Below are 25,798 nucleotides of genomic sequence, written 5' to 3' on the forward strand. Positions count from 1 at the left end.
TCACTTCCTCGCCTTTCGCCCACGACGCGCCGGAGCGGGCCGCCAGGCCGCCAGCTCGTCGACCGTCCTACCCAGCTGCAGGCTGCGATCATGAAGCTGCTCCCGGGTGAACTCCGCCATCGGCATCCCGTAGTCGGGATCGACCTCGGAGTGCCACTGCTCCACCCACGGCTGCAGCTCGGCGAGCCCGGCGACGAGAGGGACCAGCTGTGCGTCCTCGGCGCCTTCGGACTCGCGCTCGCCGATGATGATGTTCAGCGCGAGCGCCTGCTGCGCGTGGTCCCACCCGGCCCAGCCCAGCAGCGCGGTGGGGTCGGTAGACCGCCCGGCGTCGGGGTAGAGGATGAACCGCTCCTTGGGCACGTCGAGCTTGCCGCGCGCCTGCCACCAGGACGCCTTGCGGAAGTCGGCGCTGGTGTACTTCGGCGGCACCGGGATCGGCCCGACCTGCTCACCCGCGTCCTGACGGCGCTGCAGGTCCCAGGTCTCCTCCCACGCGGCCCGCCTGCGCATCCCGGTCTCCTTGAGCCGGTATGCCGCCAGGTAGGGCACCGCCTCGTCGACGAGCAGGCGGGTGAGCGAGGTGGTCAACGGAACGTCGCGCCGCCCCTCCCACAGGGCCAGCACATCCATGACCTCCTCGTCCCGGGCGACGAGGTCGGCCAGCTGCGCGACGCTGCGCGGGGCCGGCCGGCCCTGGTTGTCGAACCAGTACCGCCGGTGCTCCAGCCGGTCCAGCAGCCACCCGCGCAGTGCCTGCTCCTGCTGCTTCTCCCACGGCACCGACGCCCAGCGGCGCTTGTGCTCCGGCTTCTCCAGCAGCGCGATCGACCGGTCGGACTCGATCAGGTCGATTCGTCTCTGGAGCAAGTCACGGTATGCCGCGGGCCACCGGTCCGGAATCTGCGTCACCGGGGTCGACCCGTGCCGCTCGAACCATGCCGTCTCCGCCTGCCCAGCGGCGACCTTTCGGGCCAGCACGATCTCGAACGCCCGCTCACCCAGCGCCACGTCGGGGAGGTCGTCACCGCTGTACGTCAGGTCGTCCTCGATCAGCCCGTACAGCCGGTACACCTCCCAGTCCAGCTCCTCCTGCTCGGCGACCATGCGCCTCCGCAGATGGGCGTATGCCGAACGCGCGTTGGCCAAGACCGCGGCGGTCGGTGCGCCCTCGGTGGCCACTGCGGCAGGGGTCTGGGACGCGGCACGTTGCGCGAGTCGATCGAGAGACCTACCGCGGGCGAGCGGCAGGTCGGCCGGCAGCGGGAAGTCCTTCAGTGTGGTCCCGGTGAACTCGTAGAAGTCCTCCCATGGCACCTGCGTCTGGCGCGCGCCCTTGCTGTCGACCGTGCTGCCCTTGTTGTGGCTGTTCTGCTTGAGCCAGAAGCACGCGGTCGACGAGTTGGGGACCCCGAGCAGCGCCAGGTGGTCGTCCTCGGTGCTGCCCTCCGGCAGCTTGATGACCGGCGCCCAACGGTTGAACACCTTCCCGCCCCGGTCGAGTACGAAGTGGTTGTGCGTCGCGACACCCGACCAACTGATCGACAAGGGAATGGAATAGCGATTCTTGAAGAACATGGAGTATTCGAACCACTCCAGGTCCCTCGCGAGTTGTGTCCGACCGAACGCGATTCGTTCCCGAAGCTGATACCTGTGGGCCCACAGGGCCTTGGTAACTGCTGGATGTGCCGTCGCACGGAGCGTCGCAGGATCGTAGGGCCAAAGACTCAGAGTTCCACCTACGAGTGACCAGTCGCGCACGTTCTCCCCATCGATAAGCGGACGTACCTGCGTCTGCGGGATGGCAGCATGACGCAGCGCAGGCCCACCCAGGATGTAGTTGTCGTCCGCTCTGGTCACTGCTACCGCACCAACATCGGCAAGCACGGTTCCAAGTGTCTGTGACCCCAGAGTGTCCAGCCTACGTGCCAGTTCGGTCGCTCCACCACCCGTCAGGCTCCAGGGGTGCGCACCGAGCATCGCCCGGTCGAGGTCGGTGACCGTCACCCACTCGTCCTCATACCCGGGCGAGCCGATGTGGCCTGCGATGGCCCGCCATACCATGCCGTTCTCGGGCTCTGCGGGCCGCCCGGGCTCGCCCCGAACACCCAGCACCGCACGGACCGTCTCACCGACTGGGCGCTGGTTGCGGCCGGTGATGATGACCGTGGGAGTGCCGTGGCCTGGGATATACGCACCGGAGGTGTCAGCCACGAGGCGCAGATCCTTGCGGACGAGGAACTCCTCGATGATCTTGGAGCCGAACTCGCGCTTCATGAACGAGTTGGAGGTGATCTGTCCGGTCCATCCGGCCGGACGGCTGTCGCCACCGGGCCGAGCGAGGTCGAAGAAGCGCTCCATGAAGGGGACCGTTAGCGCGTAGGTGCCCTTGCAGGTGTCGTAGAGCTCGCGGTAGCGGCGGTTGAGGGTCTTGTCCTTGACGGTGATGTAGGGCGGGTTGCCGACGACCACGTCGTACTGGCCGGGGCGCAGCAGGTCGCGCAACCTCTCCAGGTCTTCGACGGAGTAGGTGAAGCCGCTGATCTGAGCGTCGGGGTCGAAGGGGCCGAAGTTGAGCTCGCTCTCGGCCCGGCCGTGCAGGAGCGAGTCCCCGACCGCGAGGTGAAGAGGCACCTGGGGGGCGTCCTCGAGGCTGCTGAGGCCGGCATGCTTCAGGGCGGCGACGGTGAGGCGGAACCGGGCGATGGCGACAGCGAAGGGGTTGATGTCCACGCCGTGGACCGAGTCGAGAGCGCGGTGCACCACCTCGCGGTCCGAGAGGGAGGGGTCGTGCTGCCGCCACCGTGCGACGAACCGGTCGAAGGCTCCGAGGAGGAAGTGGCCGGATCCGCAGGTGGGGTCGATGAGCCTGAACCCCTCGAGGGGGCGTTCGGCCAGGGCCGGCTCGAGGGTCTGGTCGAGGATGAACTCCTCGACGAAGACGGGTGTCTGCAGGAGGGCGTAGGTCTTCTTGGCGTGGTCGGAGAGGTCCTGGTAGAGGTCCCCGAGGAACCGCGTCGAGAGGGAGTCGTCGCGCAGGTCGTGCACGAGCTCCCCGTGGTCGTCCTTGGATCGCCAGAAGTCGAGCAGCGTGGTCACGGCCTGGCCGGACGGCGAGACCTGCCACAGCGGGGAGTGGTCGTCGACCAGGGCGGCCGTCGCCGGGAGCTTTTTCAGGTGGTCCACGGCCTGCATGAGCCACTCGCGGTCGGTGTGCTCGGGGTGCGACCGGAAGTAGGCGAGCTGGGCGTCCAGGGCCTCCTGCCGCCGCGCAGGTGGGCCCGCGATCCAGACGGGTGAGACGAGCCCGTTGTCCTCGCAGAAGCGGACGAAGACGCTGGTCAGGACCCAGGCGACCGCTGACTGGGTGAGCCGGTCCTGCAGGAACTCGGTCCACGACGCGGCGGTGCGCTCGGCCTCCATGGCATCCCGGTGCTCCTGCTCCCACCGCTGCCTCAAGCCGGCGTCCTCCGCCACGCGGGTGCGCAGGTCGTCCTCCAGCGCCAGCACCTGGGCCTTGAGGTCGGCGGTCAGACGGTCGGTCGCGGTCACGGAGCGGCTCCTGCTTCGGTGGTGCGGGTGGTGGTGTGCTGCAGTGCGAGGTCGCGGGAGTCGATCCACTCGCTGTCCAGGGCGAGGAACTGCCCCGGCGAGCTGAGGCTGACCGGTTGTCCGTCGAGGATCGCGCCGCGCACGTTGCGCAGCTGCGGCACGACGAGCCAGACGGCCTGGGCGCGTGGCCGGGTCAGGTCGGTCCACTGGGCCAGGACGCCGAGGTGGCCGCATCGAGAGAGGGCCGACGCCTCGGTCAGCAGGACGGGACCTGCCTCCTCTTCGGCGGAGTTCATAACCTCCTCGACCGCAGCGGTGACGGCGGGCAGGGCCCGCTCGACCAAGGCCGCGAGCCCGCGGGCCGGGGTGGTCCCCGGGTCGGCGGCGTCGGCGGCCTCGATCGTGGCCCACGGCATACCCACCTGCTCGGACTGTGCGCGCACGGCGCGCAGGAGGACCTCGGTCAGGTCCAGCTCGCGGGCGCCGAACTCCTCCGTCAGCACCCGGGTCGCCCGCTCGAGCCGGTGCCCGGGGACCCCGAGCGCGAGGAAGGACCGCCGGCTGCGCGAGTCGCGCAGGCGCTGACCGGCGACGCCCACCGCCGACACCGGGGCGAGGTCGGTGACCACCCGGGTGGGCTGTCGGGTGTCGAGACCGGTGGTGTCCGAGGAGGCCGTCCGACTTCGGTAGGCTCGCTTGTCCGCGTCGAAGACCAGCCCGAGGTCCGCGGCGGCCACGACGGAGTCGAGGTCGGGACGGTCCGGCAGCGTCGAGAGTGAGGGGAAGCGGGCACGGACCCGGTCCTTGACCGAGTGCGGGCTGAGGAGCTGATGGGCGGCCACGCCGCGCAGGGTGTGCGCGACAGCGGCGGCAGGGGGGAGGTCGCGATGATGAAGCTCCCCGGCGCCGGAAGCGGCGGCCCGGTGCGAGACGGCGGCGGCCAGGCGGACCCGGCGCCCAGCATCGAGCACGGCCTCGGCGTCGGCGCCGAACGGCTCGAGCGCGGCGGCAAGTCGTTGGGTGACCACGTCCGCGGCGACCAGCAGGTCGTGGCGCTCACCGGTGCTCGCGGCGACGAGGCGGTCGGCCTCCCTCCCGAGGGCCTCGGCCATGTCGATGAGGACGGCGTCGGTCGCGATGAGGCTCATCCGCCCGTCGCGTCGACGCGTGTGCCAGGCCTCGTCCTCGTCCTGGGCGCGCACGAGCGCGCGCTGCCGGTCGACGACGACGCGCAGCAGCCCGCGCGCGATCCGGTGCTCTTCGCGCTCGGCGCGGCTGTACGCCATACCCCGTGGGGTCATGCGCTCCAGGAGCGTGCGCGTGAGCTCCTCCACCGTCGCGACCCCGCCGAGCTCGCGCAGCCGCTCCCGGACAGCGTGGTCCAGCCGCACCAGCAGGTCCTTGGTGCGGGCGTGATCGGCCCAGCCGTCCTGCAGCGCCGACAGCAGCTGGGTCGCCCGGGCCGGGGTGACGGGGGTGGGCAGGTGCGCCGCGAGCTGGGCCTGGGTGGCGAACGCGTCGAGGTCATCACCGGAGGTCAGCAGCAGTCGTGCCATGGCCTGGCGCGAGGCCGAGCGACCCTTGCCCGTGTGGGTCATCAGCAGCTGGGCCGCGTCCACGGGGGAGGGCAGCGAGGCTGCGGTGGAGGGAGCGGCGAGGCCGCGGACGGCGTCGGCGAAGCGGGTGCGCCACTGCTTGGCGCGACGCTTGACCTCCTTGCGGGTGGCGTCAGCCGAGCCGGAGAGCTGGTTGAGGCGCACGGGGTCGACCGCCACCAGGTCGCCGACCGTGGTGACGCCGAGGGGCTCGATCGCCGAGAGTGCCCGGGCCGACAGGCCGGCCTTGGCGAGGGGCGTGTCCAGGGTCGCGGCGTCGGCCAGCTCGTCGGCGTCGTCGGGGATCGTGGTGGTCTCGGGGGAGAAGGCAGCCTCCCACTCACGCAGCATGTCCGCCACGGTGTGGTGCCGCTGCTTGGCGTCCCGGGCGAGGGCCTTGGTGAAGAAGGTGACCAGGGGGCGCGCGATGGTGGGGTCGAAGGCAGCACCGTGGATCGTGGCCTCGTCACGGATCGAGGCCGGGTGGGCGCTGCCGTCGCCGTAGACAGGGGTCGCGCCGGTGGCCATCTCGAAAAGGACGACGGCAGCGGCATACCGCTCGGCGGCGGAGTCGAAACGCGGACGGGCCTCCGAGGACAGGAACGGGTCGAGGTAGGGCGGGGTGCCTGCCTCGGTCGCCGACGCCGCGGCGCGGGTGAGGGAGAAGTCGAAGAGGACGAGGTGCTTGGTGCGATCACCGCGGCTGGTGCGGACCCCGAGGTTGGCCGGCTTGATGTCGCGGTGGTCGACACCAGCCTTGTCGAGAGCCGTGAGCGCCTCGAGGAGGTCGGTCCCGTAGCGCTCCAGCAGGTCCAGCGACAGCCGGGTGCGCTCTCGCAGCACCTCGCTGAGCGTCTGGTCACCGGCGGACTCCAGGAGCAGCGCGGTGCGACCGCCCACCGTGAGGGGGCCCTCGACAAGACGGACCAGTCGGGGGTGGTCCAGACGGGCGAGGACCTCGGCCTCGTCGCGCAGGCGCGCTGCGGCGGAGTCGTCGAGGGCGACCTTGAGGACTCGTTGCGTGGCTCCGGTTGAATGAGCGTCATCGACGAGGAGGCCGACCGCAGTGGAGCCTCGGCCCAGCCGTCGGCGCAGCTCGAAGCGGCCCTCGCCGAGCAGGTCGCCCGGGCGCGCCTCGAGGGGGTCCACGTCGGGCTCGGAGGACGGCTCAGGCGCCTGCTCCGCATCGGCGAGCTGCTTGAGGAAGGCGGCCAGGCCAGGGGTGCGCTCGCTGGGCGAGGGCCGGGTTGCGTTGAGGACCAGGGCACGCAGCGTCTCGGGAGCTGCCGGGAGCACGGGGCTGACGTCAAGCCCACCCTGCTGACGGAGCCGGTCGCGTAACCCGGCCGCGTCGGCAGCGGGGGGCTCCCCGGTGAGGATGTAGTAGGCCAGCGCACCGACACCGAAGACGTCCAGCCGGAAACGGTCTCCGGCGCTGGCCTGCCAGGTGCCCTCGGGGGCGCGGTATGCGGCGTGCCCGTCGTCGGGCTCGGTGGCGGCCACGTGCAGGGCGGTGACGCCCTCAGCAGGCAGGCCGGTGTGGGCGGCGGTGTCCGCCAGGCCGGCGCTCTGCCAGTCACCGACGAGGACCTTGTGGGAGCCGTCGGTGTGGGTGCGGACCCAGATGGCAGTGGGGCTGAGGTCGCGGTGGGCAACGGCGTTGCCGTGGGCGTAGTGCACGGCCTCGGTGATCTGGCGCACGAGGTCGAGCTGGCTCTCCAGAGCGAGGCCTTGCGGCTGCTCGGCGAGCCACAGGTCGAGCCGCTGGAGCTTGTCGTCGGCGGGGTAGACCAGCCCGGTGCCCAGCTCTGACTCCACGATGTCCATGGGCCGTAGGAGGCCGTCGTGGACCAGGCGCGTCATCGTGGCGAACTCGTGGGTGGCGAGGCGCTTGAGCTCTCGGGCCGCGGTCGCGCTGGCGCCCGGGGGCGTGATGCGGAAGCGAATGCGGGCGTGCTGGGTCTGGTGCACGTTGTGGTAGGCCTGCCAGTCCTGCCAGCCCTCGCCCTCACCGGCGAGGGACTCCTCGATCACCCAGGAGCCGGCGGTCCGCTCGCGGCGAGGCACCAGACCGAGCTGCGTCATGAGGACGGGGACGATGCGCTCGTGGGTCGCGGTGACGACGTGCGGCTGCTGAGGTCGCTCGAGCAGCAGGCTGGAGATGCCCGGCAGGCCGGTCTGACTCTCGTGGTGGTCGAGGCCGTAGAGGCTCTTGGACTCCAGCTCACCGAGCTCGCTGCGTAGGCCGGGGTGGTGGAGGAAGACCGCCTCCTGGACGAAGGGCACCCCGTCACGCAGGTCGGGGATGCGGACACCCTGCTTGCGAGACCACTCGATCAGCTGGTCCTTGAGCCGGGTGGCGAGGTACTGCGCCTTGCGACGGGCGAGCTTGAGGGGGGACGGCTCGGCCCGCCCGCCGCTGCGAATCCAGGTCTGGTCGTTGCCGCGGAGGGTGCCGGAGTAGTACTTCAGCTCGACGAGATGGAGCCGGGAGCGGCCCAGCACGAGGAGGTCGACCTCGTGCCAGCGACCGTGGTTGTCGCGGAACTCGAAGTTGGACCACGCGCGGTAGGGAGCGATGTCGGGCAGGAGCTTGCGGACGATCTCAAGGCCTGCTGTCTCGTGGGGGAACTGTGACTTCGTCACCTCGACCCAGCGATCATCCCCGAGCGTCACTGCTGTCCCTCCTGCACGTTCGGGTGCCGACCATACCGTCCGTGTCTCGTGGTGAAGGCAGCGGTCACGACGAGTTCGTGCGGGGGCTGACGGTCTCACCCAATCTCGAACGCGCATACTCCCGACGGACGTCGCGCAGCGTGCGGCCGTCCGCCACACGGAAGTACCACCACCCGTTGCTTTGCTTGCCACGCAGGTGCTTCGCGGCGGCGGACGGGGACGTGAACTCTCGACCACTAGCTAGGAGAACTCCCGAGCTCCCGATCTGCGCGACGTGCGAGGAGTCGATACGCCCGACCAGTGTGTCCCCGATCGACACGACACCGGCTGCCAGGAGATCTCGCATGTCGATCGTCTCGTCACTCAGCGATTGGCCGTCCTCAGGCACGCCGATGTGACCCTCTGGCACCCGCCAGACGCCGAGCAACGACGTGACCATGGCCAGCGTGCGAGCATCGATGTCGTCCTCGGTCCATTGATCTTGCGCCATGTCGCGGATCCGGCGGTTGAGCAGGATGACATCGTGCTTGTGCAGTGCCGCGTGCTTGCCGTTCTGGCCGTGCCAGGCGGAGTTGGAGACGGTGCTGTTGAGCGAGGTGGTCAGCAGGGTGAGGTTGCCGAGCCGGTGCACGCGTTCATCGCGCCGGATCTCAGCCGCCAGGCCACCCTCGACCGGCCAGTTGCTCCGCCACTTCTGCGGGAGCAGGTGTTCGATGGCCATGGTGTGGCGGGGTATGCGCACTCCCGACTTCGATCTAGTGGCACCAGTATGACCGCGCTCGACGTCTTCGACCGTCTCAAGGAGCATCCGAAGCAGGGCACGGGGGTAGCGACGGTAGGCGGGGGTGACCGGGACCTCACGCACGATCTGCTCGTCGCCCGGCCAATACGTCCCTCGACGCCGTTGCCGGGTCAGGAATTCCTCCGTCCGCTGACCAGCGAGGTCGGGGTCTCCGCTTCCGAGGTGGTTAATGAGAAGGGACACGGTGCGGCCGAGGTCGTTGGTCGGCAGGCGTAATAGCGCCCGACGCATCAGCCAGCTCTCGACCGCAGCCAGGGACCGTCGCCGCTGGTCCTCGGTGATCTGACGGTCTACGTCATACAGCCAGAGAAGGACCGGCTTGACGACCTCGAGCTTGGCGGCCTGCGTGCGGTAGACGAACATCGACGCGTCGTCGAGGTCGGAGCCGTCCCGGCGCGCCGCATTCTGAATCCACCCCTGATAGACCTGTGCCTGGGTGTGCAGAGTGTCGAGGACTCCGGCCATCGGCCGACCGGCATTCTCGTGCTCAACCCACGACTTGAAGCGAGTGAAGGTCGAGCGCGGGCCGATCTCCTCACCGGTCCGTGCCACGAGCCAGTGGTTGAGGAACAGCGAGATGCGAGACACCTGGTAGCGGCCAAGACCGATCTCGTGCTCCCAAAACGGGTGCTCGAAGAGCGACCATCGCTGGGAGTAGGCGTGCTGCGCTGATCCGCCTTCGGCCTCGATGCCTGAAACACTAGATTCTTGATGAGATCAGCTGCGGTCAGCGGCGTGCCGCGCGCGTTGAGAGTCTCGAAGATCTCTTGAGAGTTCTCGTCCGGCTGCAACGTGATCGTCACTAGCTGGAGGCCGCGGGAGAGCACGTTCACGAGTTGCATCGCTCTGAGCGATATCGTCGTCTCTTCCTCGGTGAGCCAGGCCGACACCTCACGGGAGAAATAGGCGTGCGCCCTCGTGATGAGGCTCGTCTGGTGATCCAGCCCGTCGTAGTCAACCGGAGCTTGAGCGTTCATCACCTCATGGAAGGCAGCGCGGTCCTTGTTGGTGTGCTGCACCTTCAGCAGCTGATCCTCAGCCAGGCCGAAATGAGCAGCATTGTGAGTCAGGGAGCCGAGCTGCTGCGACAGACCTTCCTGATTGACTGCCGCAAGGCTCTCCGCCACGGCATCCATCAGCACCTGCAAGGTCGTCAGTCGTTGCTGTCCGTCGATGACCGCGAACGAGCTGACAGCACCCATGTTGCCCAGCTGCTGTTGCAGCACGACGGCCCCAAGGAAGTGGGTGGCATTGCCGACTCCGTTGTTGAGTCGCAGCTCGCTGAGACGACGAATGTCCGACCACAGCGGGGCAAGCTGGTCTTCCTCTGTCCAGACGTAGGGGCGCTGAAAAAGAGGCACCGTCAGGTGCTGCGGGAGGGTGAAGATCTCTTGGGGTGTCTGGACGAGGGTGTGCACGATGTCCTTGGTATTGGCGGTGTCTTTTGGTCACGCTAAACGGTGCGCGGCCCGACGTCAGTGTGATCTGCTTCGGCGAGTCGAACGGCGCAAAGACCAGGGCTCGGAAGGTGGACGCCGCCCGTTGTAGCAACTCGTGGCCTCTGCGCTAGAGCCCTGTGCCGCCAGGCCGACGTAATCAGCGAACGTCGTCGCCCCGCAGTGCAGATCCTAAGAGGGCCGCCAGCCTCTCCTGACTCACCGGCCGAGGGTTGGAGTCCGGGATCGCCGCTGTCGCCAGCTCGGCAGCAAGATCAACATCGTGCTCGGTGAAGCCGATCTCACCGAGCGAGCCGGGCGCACCCACCTCCCGAGCCAGGTCCCACAACCCGACGGCACCATGCGAGGCCCCGAGCGCCTCCGCGATGCGGGCCTCGGAGTCGGGGTCCGCCTCGACGTTGTAGGCCGCGACATACGGCAGTACCACCGCATGTGTCGGGGCATGGGGCAGGTTGAACGTCCCGCCCAGGACGTGGCAGATCTTGTGGTGCATCCCGGCCCCCGCCGAGGCCAGGGCCACCCCCGAGAGATAGGTGCCGTAGAGCACCTGCTCGTGGGCGCGCACATCCGCCAGGTCAGCCCGGAGCCCGCGCAGCCCGGGGACCAGCGCGCGCATCCCCTCGCCGGCCATGGCCCGGTTGATGGGGTCGGCGCGCGGGGCCCACAGGCTGTCCACGGCGTGGGCCAGGGCGTTGAGGCCGGAGTGGACGGCGAGGTCGGTCGGCAGACCCAGGGTCAGCGTCGCGTCGTAGACCACGACCCTCGGCAGCACCCGGAGGTCGGTCCCGGTGGTCTTGCGTTCGTCCTCGGTCATTCCCCAGATGTCGGTCGCCTCCGACCCGGAGAAGGTGGTGGGCACCGCGACGACCGGCAGCCCGGTGTCCCGGGCGATGATCTTGGCGAGCCCGGTGGCCGAGCCGCCGCCGATGGCGACGACCGAGTCCGCACCCACGTCCTGGGCCAGGGAGACGGCCTCCCGGGCCCGCTCCGCCGGCACGTGCTGGACGACCTCGCCGATATGGCCAGCGACGGCGAACTCCTCGGAGATCTGGTCCACGACCTCGGCTGCGTGACCACCTCCCACGAGCAGCGGCCGGGAGACCCCCATGTCATGCAGGGCCGTGGCGATGTTCGCCGCGGCCGCCCCGGTGCCGAAGAGCACGCGCTGCCCCAGGGTGGTGTGGTCGAACCTGATCTTCATACGATCCTCTCCCTCGTCCCGCACCGGCGGCGCGGTCATCGCTGTGCGGTGGCGCTCACGGTATGCCGCAGCAACCGGGCGGTGAGCTCGGTCGCCGTCGCGCTGACCTCGTGCTCGGCGCCCGGCTCGACGAGCGAGGTGAGGTGGGCGCCCATACCTCGCAGCCGACCCTCGGTCTGCGCCATCCGGGTGCGGGGCACCCAGGGGTCGGCCTCGCACCCGGCCAAAAGGGCGGGCGTGCCGTCGAAGTCACCCGTGAACGACACCTCCTCGCGCTCTGTCCCGACGTAACCACCGGTGAGGACGACAAGGCCGGCATACCTCCTGGGGTGCAGGAGTGCCCAGTGTGCGAGCAGGCAGGCTCCCTGGGAGAACCCGAGCAGCACCACCCGCTCCGGCGGCCACCCCGCGGTCGCGAGGTGACCCACGTGCTCGTCGACCGCCTCGAGCGACCAGGCGAGCCACGGGTCGTCGTCGGGTCGCTCCTCCATGAAGCCGTAGGGATACCAGCTCTGTCCGGCGGCGTCCGGCGCGAGCCACCGCAGACCCTCGACGCCCATCCTCTCGGCGAGAGCGCGCATGTCGGCGGGGGACTGGGTGCGTCCGTGCACCGCGAGCACCGCGACCGGCGCGTCCTCCTCGCCCCAGCACTCCGCGCCCGCGGCGAGGTGCGGGTTCTCGCCGGATCGCGGTGGTGCCGGGGCCGCGGAGCTGGTCACACCTCGATCGGTTCGAGCTGGCCCATGATGTGGCTGCGCTCGGACTCGAACTGGGGCGGCAGCATGAAGGCCTGGCCGAGTTCCTCGGGGGACTCGTCGCAGTCCCAGCCGCCCTCGCTGTGGGTGACGGCCAGCTCGAAGAGGGCGCCTCCGGGCATCCGGACGTAGTGGGACTTGAAGTAGGTGCGGTCTTTCAGCTCGGAGATGTCGGTGTAGCCGGCGCCCTCGATGTCGAACTTGACCTGCTCCTGGTTCTCCAGGTCGCCGAGGTTCCAGGCGAAGTGGTGGTAGGTGCCAGCGCCGAACCGCCAGGTGCCCTGGTCGTCGGTGCGGTTGCCGCGCAGCTCGACCCAGTTGCCGTGCTTGGCGTCGCCGACCCGGAACCGGGCCAGGTCGCCCTCTTCCTCGACGTCGCCGGCGAGGAAGAACGCCTCCTGGCCGAAGTCGACCGAGCGGTCCTGGTCGTAGACGTGGATGCCGATGCCGTGGATGCCGTGGACCGCGTGCTCGCGGGTCACCCCGTGGGCCTGGTGGCCGACGCGGGGGTCGTCGTCGCTCTCGACGAGCTGGTACTCGATGCCGGACGGGTGCGCGAAGGCGAGCCGGCGCGCGCCGAAGACCTCGACCGAGGTGCTGTCCACCTCGTGGTCGGCGAGCCGCTTCGCCCACCAGTCGAGCGAGCCGTGGGGCACCGCGAGCAGCACCTCGCGGGCCTGGTTGGTGCCGCGGCTGCCGTAGAGGTTGGCCTGCGCCCACGGGAACGTCGTGATCACCGAGGACGGGTCGCCGTTCGCGTTGGAGTAGTACAGGTGGTAGACGGGCTTGGAGCCGTCGTAGAGCACGGTCTTCTTGATGAAGCGCAGGCCGAGGATCCTGGTGTGGAAGTCGACGTCCTCCTGGGCGCCGGCGACCGAGAGCGTGACGTGGTGGGAGCCGTTGATGTACGTCATGGGCGAATCTCCTTTGATGCGCACCCAGAGCGGTGACCGACCCGATCGTCGGTCTTCGGACGCTAGCACTCGCCGTCTTGTCGGACAATAGGTGCGAGGTATGCAGTTCTTGTCCGCTTTGTGACCACGTCGTCCGGCGCTGGGCGCTAGGCTCAGCCGCATGACTTCAGCGACGACATACCGGGAGGTCGCGACCGAGGGGGCTCCGACGTCCCGCTCGGAGCGGGTCCACCAGGAGCTGAGCCGGCAGATCCTCGACCACCAGCTGGCGCCCGGGCAGCGCCTCATCGAGCGCGAGCTCATCGACCGGTTCGAGGTCTCCCGGGCGACGGTGCGCGAGACGCTCCGCCAGCTGGCTGCCGAGGGGCTCGTCCAGATCCAACCGCGGCGCGGGGCCGTGGTGCGGGCCATCGGCAGCGACGAGGCGAGGGACCTCTACCGGTTGCGCGCCGCGATCGAGGGGCTGCTCGTCGAGACCTTCGTCGAGCGCGCCGGCGTCGCCGACGTCCAGCGGCTGCAGGAGGCCCTCGACGCGCTGGACGGCGCGGTCGAGGACGGGCTCGCGGCCTCTGAGGTGATGCGGGTCCGTGACGACTTCTACGAGGCTCTCTTCGCCGGTGCCGGGAGCTCCGTGCTGCGCGAGGAGCTGGGGGTGGTCCAGGCGCGGGTGCGGGTCCTGTGCGTCTCCAGCCTGTCCGAGTCCGGTCGCGGCGCGACGGCGGTCCGCGAGCTCCGGGCGGTGACCCAGGCGATCATCGAGTGCGACGGTCCGCGTGCAGCCGCGCTGATGCGCGAGCACCTCGCCTTCGCCGCTGCCGCCACGCTGCGGACGCTGCCGCGGGCCGACTGAGGTGTCGCGAGCGCCTGGCTGCCTGCCTCAGCGCTCGACCGTGCCGTGAGTGGGGTCCTCGCCCGCCTCAGCGCATCTCGCCTCAACCCATCTCGCGGCTGTTCTCCGTGATGCCCATGTAGCGTCGTTGGGTGATGAGGAAGGCGACGTCGGCCTTTCGGGCCAGGCGATAGGTGCCGATGCACAGGACGATGATGCCGACGATGTTCATGAGTGCGGACACCACGAACCAGGCAGAAGCGTTCCCGTCGGAGTACATCGAGGCACTCATCATCCCGCGGAATCCGAGGATGAAGGGGAGAGCGGCCGCGAGGAGAAGTCCTAAGCCCCAGCCGATGAGGCCCGCGGAGGGTGCCGCAGAACCCCACTTCATACCGGCCGGGCATGGTTCGCCCGAGTCGCTGTGATGAATGGCGATGCCACCATGGGCGTCCGTCGTCTGCTCGGTTCTGCACGCATCGCAGGTTCGCGTGGTGCTGGCGGTCGGCTCGGTCATTGAGTCCCCCAAGTCATCGGTGGTGTGCGAAAACAGTAGACCAGAAGAACGGCAACGAGCACTGGCAAAACGCCACACCCTCAATGGAGTGTCGTCGCCCCGGAGCCTGAGCATGACATCGGCGATGAATGACCTGTCGTGCCCGACGTGTGCGCGGCTATCTCCAAGACGACGATTCGTGCTCCTGGTTGCTCGTCAGCCTCCGCCGGTCGCTTCTTGGCGACGATCTCGTCGACTCGTTCGTCGTCAGGCTGCGCGTGCCTCCACTGGCCCTCGCGCGGTCCGATGACGGGGGTGAGGGCGTCGATGGTCGGCTTGATGAGGTTGTCGAGGTCCCAGCCCGGGTGCTTGCCGTGTCTCTGGGCGGTCACGAAGTCGACCTGCACGCTGAGCCGGCCCTGCAGAGTCGGCCGCCCGTTCATGGCCTCGGCCGCGGCCTGCTCCACCACGTCGCGCCACGCGCGTTCGCCTGCTGTGGCGAAGGTCGCGGGTTGCCCTGAGACGGAGAAGCTCACGCTCACGTGGCTGGGGTGGTGGGCATCACCGGACGCACGTGGCGCGTTGCGAGGGACACGAGGGGTCGTCGCGTGGGTGGGAGGAGGAGGAGCGACGATATACCCGGAGATGATGTCGCCATACACCTGGAGATCCTCTCGACGGTGGCGCCAGGACCACGCAAGGTAGGCGCAGAAGATGGCGTCGATCTCGTCCTCTATCCCCTCCAGGTGCATGGGTCGCGTGGCTTCGTCCGCTGCTCTCCTGAGTTGCTGCCACCGTTCATTCTCGGCCACGTCCAGCTGGTCGAGATCCTCCATCCGGTCCAGCAGATCCAGGGTGGCCGTTCGTCTCACCTCGACGGTGCGACCACGCTTCCCCTTGTAGGGCAGGATCCGCCCCAGACGGAAGAGGCCGACCATGGCTGGGTGGGGGTAGACCTCCAAGCAGACGCCGGACCCGTTCGATCCGGGATCGGGATTCCACCCCCTGCGGTCCGCCAACACCTGTGCCCTCGGAGGATTGAAGTACGGCTTGCTCGTGTTGCTGGCGTGACAACCGGCGTCGTAGCGCCCGAACGCCGCCGTGACCATGCGCTCGCAGGGTCGCTGTCCGTCCGGGTTGGTCACGATGAGGGGTGCGTCCACGGCAATGACCTTAGGGACGGAGGAGGTATTCGTGTCGAGCCAGGTGTCGATCTCCGTGTTGCTCCTCACGGAGGTCGACGCCGCGAGGCGGCCGTCGTCATCCAGTGCGGCGAGCCCGGTACGCGCCCGGTCGTTCCATGCCAGGTCGATTCCCACGAACATCTGGGGATTGTGTCAAGAATGGTGGCGCCCAGACCATCGGTACTATCGGCCGCATGGCGAGCGATGGGGCGACGGTCCAGGTATTCGAGACGCAGGATGGCCTCCTCCTCTTCGGTGACGAAGACGCACTCGTCCAGATCGAGGACCATTCCCTCACAACAGTGAAGAAGATCTCGCCGCAACAGGTGGCGCGAGTCGCCGGCTATGTCGGGGTGGCGGCAGGTGAGCTCATGGCCAACAGTGGCAGGTGGGTCAAACTCACGGCAGAGTCAGCCGAAGCCGTCAAGACGGCCGGGGGAGTGGGCAAAGTCGCCTCTGGAGTCCTGCGGGGTGACAAGGGCAAGATCCTTCAGCACCTGAAGCTCGACCCGCTGTCTGCAGGGGCCCTCGCGACACCCACCGCGCCCGCCGTTCTCGGCGGCATGGCCGCGCAGTATGCGATCGAGGCCGCCCTCGACGACATCACGGCATACCTCGAGGTCATCGACGCCAAGCTCGACAAGCTGCTCAAGCAGCGCAAGACGCAGACCCTAGGCCAGCTCGGCGGCGTGACCGCCGTCATCGACGAGGCGTCGAGCATCTACGTGAAGACCGGCACGGTGTCGTCGACCACGTGGTCGAAGGTCCAGAGCAACTCGCTCGCGCTGGCGACCATGCAGTCCGTGGCGCTCGCCGAGCTGGCGGCCCTTGCCGAGGAGGTCTCCCGGAGCGCGGGCGACGCCGACCAGGCTGCCAAGGTGCTGGGGGAGGCGGCTGAGGACACGGAGTTCTGGCTGGGCGTGCTGGCGCGGTGTATCGCGCTGCAGGACCGGCAGTACGTGCTCGAGCTCGCCAGGGTGTTCGACGAGGGTCCTGAGCAGGTCGACAGCCACCGGCAGGGCATCGAGATCGCTCGAGCCGATCGAGTCAGGCGCATCGAGCAGGCGTTGCGGGCCATCGCGGCGTCGGTGTCCGAGTCCGCTGCGCTGTCGAACCTCTCGACCGTCATCAACCCGTTGAGCGCGCCGCGGGTCGCGCGCCGCGCCGGTGCGATCACCACCCACGTCGCGACCTTCGCCGAGCACGCGGACCTGCAGGTCGCTGGTATCGAAGTGGCGTCGAAACCCTGGCGACGGGCCGCGCGCGGGCTCTTCGACGAGACTTCGAGCGCCGTCGGCGGCGCGGGTGCCAGCGCAGTCGGGAAGGCGAAGGGTGCCGGTCAGCGCGTCGGGAAGTTCCGAGACGATCGCGTGCTCCGGCGGGCGCGCAAGATCGAGGAGAAGCGTGGGCTTGGGGCAGACGACGACCGGTCCTGATCGCGTCGAACGAGGCAAGATCGGGCTCGACCGCACCCTGCGCGGCCGAGCCCGATCGGCATATCCCTCTACCCGGTGTGACAGGCGGACGCACACAAAGCGCAACCGTTGACCTGGCGGTAGTGCGTACGTGCGGCTCGCACGGCTGCCTGGCACGAGGGGTGCCAGCCGAGGTCACGGCGGTTGGCTAGGTTCGGCAGGCACCGACGCTCGACGTCCAGGTTGTGAACCTCGTGGTCCCCGTTGTCCTGGGCGTTCGTGTTGACGCAGTAGCGGCTCATCAGTCACCTCCTTCCGTATAGGTCCGGCGGACAAGTTCCGTGCGGACGTGGCGGGGACCGGGCTCGACCGCACCCTGCGCGGCCGAGCCCCATCGGCATCCCCGTCAGCCGCCGAGCGAGACCCTCACCGGCGAGCTGAAGAAGCCGCCCTGCAGGTCGACGGCGGTCGGCACGGCGTCCGCGGGGATGTCGTAGAGCAGGACGCCCTCGACCCGGTTGCCGGGGTTGATCTCGGTGAGGAAGAGGCTCTCCTCGTCGAGCATCCAGGACGCCGACGAGGTCGAGTGCTGGCGGTCGGAGTCGTCGATGAGCTCCTGCTCGCTGTCGAGGAAGTACTCCGCCGCGTCGCCGGTGTTCTCCACCGTCACCATGACCTTGACGAACTGGCCCTGCGCCTCCTCGCCGAGCATGTCGTCGCCGATCTGGGCGAGGCCGCCCTCGACACCCGTGACGCTCACCTCGAAGTCACCGATCTGCACGACGTCGCCCAGCTGGGGGTCGCCGCCCGCCTCCTCGGCGGGCGCCTCCGCCGTCTCCTCGTCCGGCGCCTCCTCAGCCTCCGTCGTCCCCTCCTCGACGGAGGACTCGGCCGGCGCCTCCTCGGCAGCGGACTCGTCGGCCGTCGATCCCGACGAGCTGGCCGACGAGTCCGCGCCTTCCTCGGCCGAGCTGGTGCTCGTGGCCGAAGGCTGTGCGGCGCTGTCGGCGGGGTCCTCGTCCCCGCCCCACGCGCCGATGATGATGAAGAGGCCGAGCACCACGAGGCTGCCGGTGATGATCTTGTGCCGGGCGAACCAGCTGCGCCTCGGGGGCTCGTCGTGGCCCCACGTCGTCTGGGGGCCGGGGGAACCGGGCTGCTGGTGCGGGGTGTGGTCGGGGGTGCTCATGGGAGCCTCCTTGGTGCTCGCGGGATGGACGTCGTCAGTCCACCCGCGGACGGTGGAACTCTCATCGGCCGTCCGGGCAGATCGCACTGACCGATCGGTCAGGTATGCCGCGGCGAGGCTGCCCGAGTGGCTGACGGGTCTGTCGGCGCTCGCCTCTAGCCTTCGCGACATGGAGGACAGGACGAGGGGGCGGGCACCCAGGGACCGCGGCGTGAGGTACTGGGCGCGCACGGCGGCAATGGTGTTCGCCGCCCTGATGATCACCGTGCTCTCGGTCAGCTCGGCGGAGGAGCGCAACCGGGTCTGGGCGTGGACCGGGCCGGTGGGAGGTGCCGCTGACGCGGTGCAGGGGCTGTCCACGCTGGTCGCGCTCGGCGCGCCGTTCCTGCTGCTCCTGCGCCGCAAAGACCTCGCGAACACGGCGTGGGGCCTGGGCTTCCTGCAGCTCATCTTCCCCATCGGCCCGGTCATGGCGCTCGTCCTGCCGCAGGTGCTGGTGCGGGAGAAGCGCAACGAGGCCGAGACGCTCGCTTTCCTGCACGTGCTGGGCGGGACGGTGTGGTTCGTGCGCGACGCGCTCGGGCCCACGCCGGCCTCGTCGCTGGTCCGCTTCTTCTCCTCGACCGAGACCGTCCAGACCGACCCGGTCGACTTCAACGTGTATGCCGCGAGCGTCGTCTACCTCGTCGTCATCGTGGTCCCCGTCGTCGTCGGCTTCTGGCTGCGGGCCCGGCACGAGATCGACGACACGCGGCACGAGGTCGCGGTCGAGCGGGCCACCGCCGGGGCGCTGTCCGCCGAGCTGTCCCGCCAGGGGGAGCGCGAGCTCATCGCCCGGGAGGTCCACGACGTCATCGGTCATCGGCTGTCGCTGCTCGTGCTGCACGCTGGCGGCATCGAGGTCGCGGCGGGTGACGACCCTGAGCTGCGGGAGAGCGCCCGCGCCGTCCGCGACAACGCCCAGCGCGCCATGGACGACCTGCGCTCCCTCGTCGGGGTGCTCCGCGACCCGGCGGCCGGTGCGAGCGATGCACCGCTGTCGCCAGTGTCGGTGCGATCGCTCTCCCAGCTGTCCTCGGTCATCGACGACATGGCCGACGCCGGGGTGCCGGTGGCGTCGACGGTCTTCCTCCACTCCGCGGACCAGGCGGACCCCGTCCTGGCTCACTCGGTCTACCGCATCGTCCAGGAGCTGCTCACCAACGCCCGCAAGCACGCGCCGAGCGAGCTGGTCCGGCTGCAGGTGTCGGGAGGCCCGGGCGAGGGCATCCGCATCGAGTCGTCGAACCCGACCTCCGTCCGAGTGCCCGTCCCGGCGGGTGTCGAGGGTGCGGGGTCCGGACTCCGCGGCATCGACGAGCGCGTCGAGATCCTCGGCGGCACGAGCGAGGTGAGCACCGACGGCGGGCGCTTCCGCGTCGCCGTGACCTTGCCCTGGTCGGGGGACGCGGCATGAGCACGCCGGAGGGGTGGGAAGAGCGAGAGGGGCCGGCGGGGCAGCGGCCGGTGGTGGATCGGCCGGTGCGGGTGCTGCTGGTGGACGACGACCCGATGGTCTGCTCGGGGCTGCGGATGATCCTGCAGCGCGGCAGCCAGGGGCGGATCGAGGTGGTCGGTTCGGTCGCCGACGGCGACGAGGCCGTCACGGCGGTCGAGCGCCACCGGCCCGACGTCGTGCTCATGGACGTCCGCATGCAGCGCCTGGACGGGCTGACCGCGACTGCGCGGGTCCGGGCATTGGCGCGGCCGCCCGAGGTCATCGTGCTGACGACCTTCGACAGCGACGACGAGCCGTTCCGGGCGGCCGCCGCCGGCGCGAGTGGCTTCCTGCTCAAGACGGAGTCGCCGGAGGACCTGGTCGCCCACGTCCTGGCCGTCGCCGCGGGGGAGGGGGCGGTGTCCAAGCGCACGGCGCGGCAGTTCATGCAGCACCTGCACACCGTCTCCTCCTCCCCGGAGTGTGTCGAGGCCCGCCAGGCGCTGGCCCGGCTGACCGACCGGGAGCGGGAGGTGTCGACCCTGGTGTCGCAAGGCCTGTCGAACTTCGAGCTGGCTCAGCGCCTCTTCGTCAGTGAGAGCACGGTCAAGACCCAGCTGTCCTCGATCCAGACCAAGCTGGGGGTGGGCAACCGCATCCAGGTGGCCGTCCAGGTGGCGCTCGCCTCGGTATGAGCCCATGCCCGCCCGAAGCGTGCCGTCGCCGCCACCGCCGGGATGCAGCGTGACCCGTCGATCTCAGGACAGCAGGGCGAGGGCCCGGCGCATGATGTGGGACCTCGGCGTCGAGGACGCCATGACCTGGATCTGCCCCAGCACGCTCTCGCCCACCGCGTCGGACAGGCGCTCCCAGAGCGTGGCGTGGCGGGCGATGTCCTCACCCATGAGGGGAGGGGCCGAGGGATCGTGCTCGGCCGCGCAGAGCAGGAAGGCGGCGTCCGAGCACTCACCCTCCGCAACGAGCAGCTCGGTCAGCACCCGCAGCATGGTCCAGATCTGCGCCCACGACCCGGTGCGCTGCAGGTCGCGCAGCAGCGCCCCGCCCAGCCCGCGCGCCTCCTCACGCCGCCCGTCGCGGACCAGGCGCGCGAAGAGTGCCAGGCGGGCCACCTTGCTCACCTGCGCCGCGCCGATCCGGGCGGACAGCGCCGCCGCCTCCCGGAGGCGCGCCGTCGCCGCCGGGGCGTCAGAGACTGCCAGGACCTCGCCGTGGGCATACAGCGCGAAGGCGCGCGAGGCGTCCGCCCCTGAGCCCGAGGCCGTGAGGGCCACGGCGACGTGCTCCTGAGCCGCCGCCAGGTCACCGGCATACAGCGACATCAGGGCTCGGGAGGTGTGGCTCTCGCCCGCGAGCCCGGGGAGGCGGCCGAGGCGGGTGAACCACTCGGTGCAGACGGCGGCTTCACCGCGGTACATCGCCTCCACCCCGAGCACCACGCAGACCAGGGGTTCGTCGGTCCCGCCGGCGAGCAGGTGCCCGGCCAGCGCCAGGTGCCGCGCCCGGTCGAGCTCGCCCCGCTCGACCGCCACCATCGCGCCCGCCCCCACACCGTTCGCGACCGCCGGTGCGTCCTCGGGCGCGACATCGGGAGGGTCCCACCGGGAGACCGCCAGCTCCGCGACCGCCAGGTGAAGATCGCCCAGGTCCGGCGGGGGCACCCAGTGCAGGCACCGTCCCACCGCGCCCGCGGCCCGCAACGCGACGAGCAGATCCGCGTCGGAGCCGGTCGCGCGCACACGTGCCACCGCGCGCCGTAGCGCCACTATGAGGTCCGGCACCAGCTCCCCGAGGCGGGCGTCGACGACCGTCCCGTCCAGAGTCGACCACACCTCGGCCACCCGCTCGGACTCGGTGGCTGCCCAGGCCGCGTGCGCCCGCTGCGCGTCGACCTCCTCGGCACCCCGCTCGACCAGCCGGCGAGCGGCATACTCCCGCACCACCCCCAGCAACCGGTGCCGGGCGCGCGGGCCCTCTGACCGCGTCGTCACGAGCGAGGCCTCCACGAGCTCGGCCAGCGCGCCACCGGGGTCGGGGCCGTCGTCGAGGGCCGCGCAGACCGACCGCACGGCCGCGGCGCCGAAGTAACCGGGGAAGACTGACAGCCGCGCCAGCAGGCCCTGCTGCGCGTCGTCGAGGAGGCGGTAGGACCAGGCGACCGTCGGGTCGAGCCCGAGCGCGTCGATGGCCGGGGCTGCCGGGTCGTCGTGCGAGGTCACGCGCCCGGTGCCGGGGCGGCCCGATGCCGGGTTGTCCTCCGGAGCCAGGTGCCCGTCATCGGCGCAGGCGGGTGCCGGCAGCAGGGCGAGGACCTCCTCCAGCCCGAGGGTCGCCGTGCGGGCGGCCGCCAGCTCCAGCGCGAGCGGCAGCCCGTCGAGCCGTCGGCACAGCTCCGTCACGGCAGCGGCATTGGTGGCGTTGACGCCGAACCCGGGCCTTAACCGCCGCACCCGGTCGACGAAGAGGCGGACGGCGGCCGACATCTCGGGACCGCCGCCGTCCTCCGGCCCGGGCACCGCCAGCGGGGAGAGCGGCAGCACCCTCTCCGCCGCCACGCCCAGACGCTTGCGGCTGGTGACGAGCACGTGGGTGCCGCCGCACCGGTGCGTCACCCGGGCGAGCAGGTCTCCGACCTCGGCCAGCCGGTGCTCGGCGTCGTCGACGACCAGGACGTGCGGGGCCATCGTCAGCAGGTCGATGACCGCCTCGGTCGGGTCCGGCGTCCGCCGCCCCACGCGCAGCGCACCCGCGACGGCGGAGGCCACGTCACCGGGTCCCACGCCCGCGAGCTCGGTCACGACCACGGGCAGCGCCGACCTGCCGGCGAGCCGGCGCACGGCCTCGGCGGCCAGCCGCGTCTTGCCGACCCCGCCCGGCCCGGTGACGATCGTGAGGGGGGCGGAGCCCAGCGACTGCAGGACGCGGGCGAGGTCGTCCTCACGGCCGGTGAGCGGTGCTGCGCCCCGAAGCCAATCCGCCGCCACAGGACCCACGGCCACGGGACCCGCCCCCGGTTGGTCGTCCGGCTCCCGCCCGTCCGCGGGCCGGGTGTCGGTGGGCCCGCCAGCCGTCGCGGCCCGGACCGTGGCCGGGGTCGGCAGGGCGTGTCCCAGCACCCGTGTCTGGAGGTCGACGAGGTCGGGGGAGGGGTCCAGCCCCAGCTCGTCCGCCATGCGGCGGCGGTGCCGGTCGAGCAGGTCGAGCGCGTCGGCCTGGCGCCCGAGGCGATAGAGGGCCTGCGCCAGGAGGCCGACCGCGTGCTCGCGGTAGGGCTGCTCGGCGAGCAGCTCGGTCAGCAGCGGCACCGCGGCAGCCTCCTCACCCAGGTCGAGCAGGGCGGCGGCGTGCAGCTCGGTGGCCTCGTGCCGCATACCCTCCAGTCGTGCGGCCGCGGCCATCACCGACTCCCGATCGGCGAGCGCCCCGAAGGGCGGCCCCCGCCACAGCGCCCGGGCCTGCTCCAGGAGGGCCGATGCGCCGGCAGGCTCGGCGGCCCGAGCCTGGGCGACCAGGTCCTCCAGCTCGAGGGCGTCCACCTGCGCCGGGGGAGCCGGCAGGCGGTAGCCGTCCTCAACGGTCTGCACCGCGTCCGGCCCGAGGAGCGTCCGCAGCCGCGACACGACGGTCTGCAGCGCGCCCCGCGGGTCGGCCGGGTGCTCCTCGCCCCAAGCCGCCTCGACGAGGGCGTCCGTCGAGACCGGGGCGTCGGCGTGCACGAGCAGGCAGGTCAGCACCGCCCGGCGACGTCCGACGGGGATGTGGACCGGTCGGCCGTCGACGCGCACCTCCAGCGTGCCGAGCACGCCGAACCGCAGCTGGGGCACCTGGCCCAGTGTGCCTGACAGCGGGGTGACAGCGCGATGAAAGCGCAGCCGGCCACGGTGGGCGGGTCAGTCCACCGAAGGAGGGTCATCATGACCACGCACACCGCACCGAACCACGCTGACCCCGGGAGCCGGGCCGGCACCCCACCCACGGGCGGCGGGGGAGCGTCGCCCGACCTCGACGTCGACCCGGATCTCGACCTGGAGCAGGTCGGCGCGTTCGCGCAGCAGATCGGGATGATGCTCGCCGGCGGGGCCACCGCCGCGATGATGGTCGTCGGCGACCGCGTCGGGCTGTATGCCGCGCTCGCCGGCTCGGGGCCGGTCACCCCGGCCGAGCTGGCCGACACGACCGGCACCGCGGAGCGCTACGTCCGCGAGTGGCTTGCGCAGCAGGCCGCCGTCGGCATCGTGCGCCACGACCCCGAGACGGGGACCTTCGTGCTGCCGGCGGAGCACGCCGCGGTGCTCGCCTCCGACGACTCCCCGGCAGCCATGATCGGGGCGGCGCCGCTCATCAGCGGTCTGCACCGGCGGACCGAGCGGCTCAGCGAGGCGTTCCGCAGCGGGCACGGCATCCCGTGGGCGGAGCAGGACCCAGCGGTCTTCGAGTCGATCGAGCGGTTCTTCCGCGTCGGCTACCGCAACAGCCTGCTCTCCGAGTGGGTGCCGGCCGTCGAGGGCCTGTCGGAGCGGCTGCAGGCCGGGGCGACGGTCGTCGATGTGGGTTGCGGTCGTGGGGCGCCGCTGGTGCTGCTGGCCCAGGCGTTCCCGGCCTCCCGCTTCGTCGGCTACGACCCGCACGAGCCGTCCGTCGAGGTCGCCCGACGTCGTGCGCGGGAGCACGGGGTGAGCGACCGGGTGCGCTTCCAGGTCGACGACGCGCAGAGCTACCCGGACCGGGAGGTGGACCTCATCACCTACTTCGACACCCTGCACGACTTGGGTGACCCGGTCGGGGCGGCCGCGCACGCGCGGCGGGCGCTCGCCGCGGACGGCCGCCTGCTGCTCGTGGAGCCGCTCGCGGCGGACGACCTGTCGACGACCCTGGCGACGGTGCCGATGGCACCGGTCAGCTTCGCCGCCTCGACGTTCCTGTGCACCGCGAACTCGCTCTCCCAGCCCGTGGGTCTCGCGCTCGGGTCGCAGGCGGGGGAGACGAAGCTGACCCAGGTGCTCACCGAGGCCGGCTTCGGCACGGTGCGCCGGGCCGCGGAGAACGACTTCAACATGGTGCTGGAGGCCCGCGCCTGACGACGTGGTACCTCTTCCCGGCGGCGGGCCCTTGCGGCTAGGCTCACGACCACCGTGACCGCGCTCGACGAGGAGTCCGCCATGCCGATCGACAACCCCTTCTACACACCCGAGGTGCAGGGCGCCTACGAGCTCCACAGCCTCGGGAGGTTCGAGCTCGAGGAGGGTGGCGTCATACCGGACCTCCAGCTCGCGGTTGCCACCTACGGGGAGCTGAACGAGGCGAAGGACAACGCGATCCTCATCCCCACCTGGTTCTCCGGCACTCACCAGACCTGGGACCTGACCTACATCGGCGAAGGGCGGGCGCTGGACCCCTCGCGCTACTTCATCGTCGTCGTCAACCAGATCGGCAACGGCCTGTCGACCTCGCCGCACACCGCCGAGGGCGAGATCGCGATGGCGGGCTTCCCGCACGTGCGCATCGGGGACGACGTCCGCGCCCAGGAGCAGCTGCTGCGCGAGACGTTCGGCATCGAGCGGCTCGCGCTCGTCGTCGGCGGCTCGATGGGGGCCCAGCAGACCTGGGAGTGGGCGGTCCGGTTCCCAGAGAAGGTGCAGCGCGCCGCGATGATCGCGGGCACCGCGCAGAACACTCCGCACGACTTCCTCTTCACCCAGACGCTCATCGACGCCATCACCTCCGACCCGGGGTGGAACGGCGGCGACTACGCCTCGCCCGCCGACGTGGGCGAGGGACTCCGCCGGCATGCCGACATCTGGGCGGTGGTCGGCTTGTCCACCGAGTTCTGGCGCTCGGAGTTCTGGCGCGGGATCGAGCTGCCGGACGTCACCTGGGACACCTTCGAGGAGTTCCGCGACCGGTTCCTGCGGCCGACGTTCGCCGCGATGGACCCGAACGCCCTGCTGAGTATGGCGTGGAAGTGGCAGCGCGGGGATGTCTCGCGGCATACCGGCGGGGACCTGGCGGCGGCGCTCGGGCGGATCACCGCCAAGACCTTCGTGCTGCCCATCGACGAGGACATGTTCTTCCCGCCGCGCGACTGCGCCCGGGAGCAGGAGCTGGTCCCCGGCAGCGAGCTGCGCGTCCTGCACTCGGTGGCCGGGCACTTCGGGCTCTTCGGGTTCGAGGAGTCCTACCTCGCCGAGCTCGACGGCCACCTTTCGGAGCTGCTCGGCGCCGAGGTCTGACGAGCTCG

16 protein-coding genes and 1 pseudogene are annotated in these 25,798 nt (G+C 70.6%); 6 read left to right on the forward strand and 11 right to left on the reverse strand.

Annotated features, from left to right (window positions below; translation table 11 throughout):
• The 7 genes and pseudogenes from pglX to FHD63_RS05830 all read right to left on the reverse strand — a co-directional run bounded on the left by pglX (window position 1) and on the right by FHD63_RS05830 (window position 12,952).
• A complete protein-coding gene (gene pglX / locus FHD63_RS05800; RefSeq protein ID WP_139720898.1) occupies window positions 1-3,552 on the reverse strand; it encodes a BREX-2 system adenine-specific DNA-methyltransferase PglX in 3,552 nt (1,183 codons plus the stop codon).
• On the reverse strand, window positions 3,549-7,940 hold the full coding sequence (gene pglW / locus FHD63_RS05805; RefSeq protein ID WP_139720900.1) for a BREX system serine/threonine kinase PglW: 4,392 nt from the start codon (window positions 7,938-7,940) through the stop codon (window positions 3,549-3,551). The genes pglX and pglW overlap by 4 nt, the downstream gene beginning before the upstream one ends.
• On the reverse strand, window positions 7,888-9,213 hold the full coding sequence (locus tag FHD63_RS05810) for a GmrSD restriction endonuclease domain-containing protein (protein WP_139720902.1): 1,326 nt from the start codon (window positions 9,211-9,213) through the stop codon (window positions 7,888-7,890). The genes pglW and FHD63_RS05810 overlap by 53 nt, the downstream gene beginning before the upstream one ends.
• 167 nt (window positions 9,214-9,380) lie before the next feature.
• A pseudogene (locus tag FHD63_RS17015) lies at window positions 9,381-10,043 on the reverse strand (DUF262 domain-containing protein); the annotation flags it as partial.
• Window positions 10,044-10,221: 178 nt separating this feature from the next.
• A complete protein-coding gene (locus FHD63_RS05820) occupies window positions 10,222-11,283 on the reverse strand; it encodes a maleylacetate reductase (protein ID WP_139720904.1) in 1,062 nt (353 codons plus the stop codon).
• Window positions 11,284-11,318: 35 nt separating this feature from the next.
• Window positions 11,319-12,002: an alpha/beta hydrolase gene (locus FHD63_RS05825; RefSeq protein WP_139720906.1), complete on the reverse strand. Its 684-nt coding sequence runs from the start codon at window positions 12,000-12,002 to the stop codon at window positions 11,319-11,321.
• Window positions 11,999-12,952 (reverse strand): VOC family protein, encoded by a 954-nt coding sequence (locus tag FHD63_RS05830; protein WP_139720907.1) that lies wholly within the window; start codon window positions 12,950-12,952, stop codon window positions 11,999-12,001. The genes FHD63_RS05825 and FHD63_RS05830 overlap by 4 nt, the downstream gene beginning before the upstream one ends.
• Before the next feature lie 160 nt (window positions 12,953-13,112).
• On the opposite strand from FHD63_RS05830, the gene FHD63_RS05835 reads away from it, so the two are divergent.
• Window positions 13,113-13,802, forward strand: a complete 690-nt coding sequence (locus FHD63_RS05835; RefSeq protein WP_139720908.1) for a GntR family transcriptional regulator — start codon at window positions 13,113-13,115, stop codon at window positions 13,800-13,802.
• A gap of 82 nt (window positions 13,803-13,884) precedes the next feature.
• Here FHD63_RS05835 and FHD63_RS05840 read toward each other — a convergent pair whose 3' ends face one another.
• On the reverse strand, window positions 13,885-14,175 hold the full coding sequence (locus tag FHD63_RS05840) for a hypothetical protein (protein ID WP_139720910.1): 291 nt from the start codon (window positions 14,173-14,175) through the stop codon (window positions 13,885-13,887).
• Between the two features lie 203 nt (window positions 14,176-14,378).
• On the reverse strand, window positions 14,379-15,602 hold the full coding sequence (locus FHD63_RS05845; protein ID WP_139720912.1) for a DUF429 domain-containing protein: 1,224 nt from the start codon (window positions 15,600-15,602) through the stop codon (window positions 14,379-14,381).
• A gap of 53 nt (window positions 15,603-15,655) precedes the next feature.
• Between FHD63_RS05845 and FHD63_RS05850 the strand changes: the two genes are divergently transcribed.
• On the forward strand, window positions 15,656-16,897 hold the full coding sequence (locus FHD63_RS05850) for a hypothetical protein (RefSeq protein ID WP_139720913.1): 1,242 nt from the start codon (window positions 15,656-15,658) through the stop codon (window positions 16,895-16,897).
• A gap of 385 nt (window positions 16,898-17,282) precedes the next feature.
• Here the strand turns inward: FHD63_RS05850 and FHD63_RS17020 are convergent, their stop codons facing one another.
• Entirely contained in the window at window positions 17,283-18,065 is a 783-nt protein-coding gene (locus FHD63_RS17020) for a DUF4352 domain-containing protein (protein WP_139720918.1), read from the reverse strand.
• A 211-nt stretch (window positions 18,066-18,276) separates the two neighbouring features.
• On the opposite strand from FHD63_RS17020, the gene FHD63_RS05865 reads away from it, so the two are divergent.
• Together FHD63_RS05865 and FHD63_RS05870 are read left to right on the forward strand one after the other, a co-directional pair.
• Window positions 18,277-19,521 carry a sensor histidine kinase gene (locus FHD63_RS05865; protein ID WP_139720920.1) on the forward strand — a complete coding sequence of 415 codons (1,245 nt, stop codon included), beginning with the start codon at window positions 18,277-18,279 and terminating at the stop codon, window positions 19,519-19,521.
• The gene (locus tag FHD63_RS05870) at window positions 19,518-20,237 is read left to right on the forward strand and encodes a response regulator transcription factor (RefSeq protein WP_170215589.1); all 720 of its coding nucleotides are present in this window, start codon (window positions 19,518-19,520) and stop codon (window positions 20,235-20,237) included. Before FHD63_RS05865 ends, FHD63_RS05870 begins: the two co-directional genes overlap by 4 nt.
• Before the next feature lie 63 nt (window positions 20,238-20,300).
• On the opposite strand, the gene FHD63_RS05875 is transcribed toward FHD63_RS05870, so the two are convergent.
• Window positions 20,301-23,384, reverse strand: coding sequence for an AfsR/SARP family transcriptional regulator (locus FHD63_RS05875; protein WP_139720922.1), 3,084 nt, complete (start codon window positions 23,382-23,384; stop codon window positions 20,301-20,303).
• 90 nt (window positions 23,385-23,474) lie between these two features.
• On the opposite strand from FHD63_RS05875, the gene FHD63_RS05880 reads away from it, so the two are divergent.
• A complete protein-coding gene (locus FHD63_RS05880; protein ID WP_202978419.1) occupies window positions 23,475-24,638 on the forward strand; it encodes a class I SAM-dependent methyltransferase in 1,164 nt (387 codons plus the stop codon).
• 54 nt (window positions 24,639-24,692) lie between these two features.
• Window positions 24,693-25,790 (forward strand): alpha/beta fold hydrolase, encoded by a 1,098-nt coding sequence (locus FHD63_RS05885; protein ID WP_275100637.1) that lies wholly within the window; start codon window positions 24,693-24,695, stop codon window positions 25,788-25,790.
• Window positions 25,791-25,798 lie beyond the last annotated feature (8 nt).

Origin of the sequence: Serinicoccus chungangensis, from assembly GCF_006337125.1 — a bacterium.
Classification (GTDB): Bacteria; Actinomycetota; Actinomycetes; order Actinomycetales; family Dermatophilaceae; genus Ornithinicoccus; species Ornithinicoccus chungangensis.

Excerpts from the sequence above, each read along its gene's own strand:
- pglW (WP_139720900.1), bottom strand. The coding sequence starts at position 7,940 with ATGCGCGTTCGAGATTGGGTGAGACCGTCAGCCCCCGCACGAACTCGT.
- FHD63_RS05820 (WP_139720904.1), bottom strand. The coding sequence starts at position 11,283 with ATGAAGATCAGGTTCGACCACACCACCCTGGGGCAGCGCGTGCTCTTC.
- FHD63_RS05830 (WP_139720907.1), bottom strand. The coding sequence starts at position 12,952 with ATGACGTACATCAACGGCTCCCACCACGTCACGCTCTCGGTCGCCGGC.
- FHD63_RS05835 (WP_139720908.1), top strand. The coding sequence starts at position 13,113 with ATGACTTCAGCGACGACATACCGGGAGGTCGCGACCGAGGGGGCTCCG.
- FHD63_RS05840 (WP_139720910.1), bottom strand. The coding sequence starts at position 14,175 with ATGAAGTGGGGTTCTGCGGCACCCTCCGCGGGCCTCATCGGCTGGGGC.
- FHD63_RS05845 (WP_139720912.1), bottom strand. The coding sequence starts at position 15,602 with ATGTTCGTGGGAATCGACCTGGCATGGAACGACCGGGCGCGTACCGGG.
- FHD63_RS05850 (WP_139720913.1), top strand. The coding sequence starts at position 15,656 with ATGGCGAGCGATGGGGCGACGGTCCAGGTATTCGAGACGCAGGATGGC.
- FHD63_RS17020 (WP_139720918.1), bottom strand. The coding sequence starts at position 18,065 with ATGAGCACCCCCGACCACACCCCGCACCAGCAGCCCGGTTCCCCCGGC.
- FHD63_RS05870 (WP_170215589.1), top strand. The coding sequence starts at position 19,518 with ATGAGCACGCCGGAGGGGTGGGAAGAGCGAGAGGGGCCGGCGGGGCAG.
- FHD63_RS05880 (WP_202978419.1), top strand. The coding sequence starts at position 23,475 with ATGACCACGCACACCGCACCGAACCACGCTGACCCCGGGAGCCGGGCC.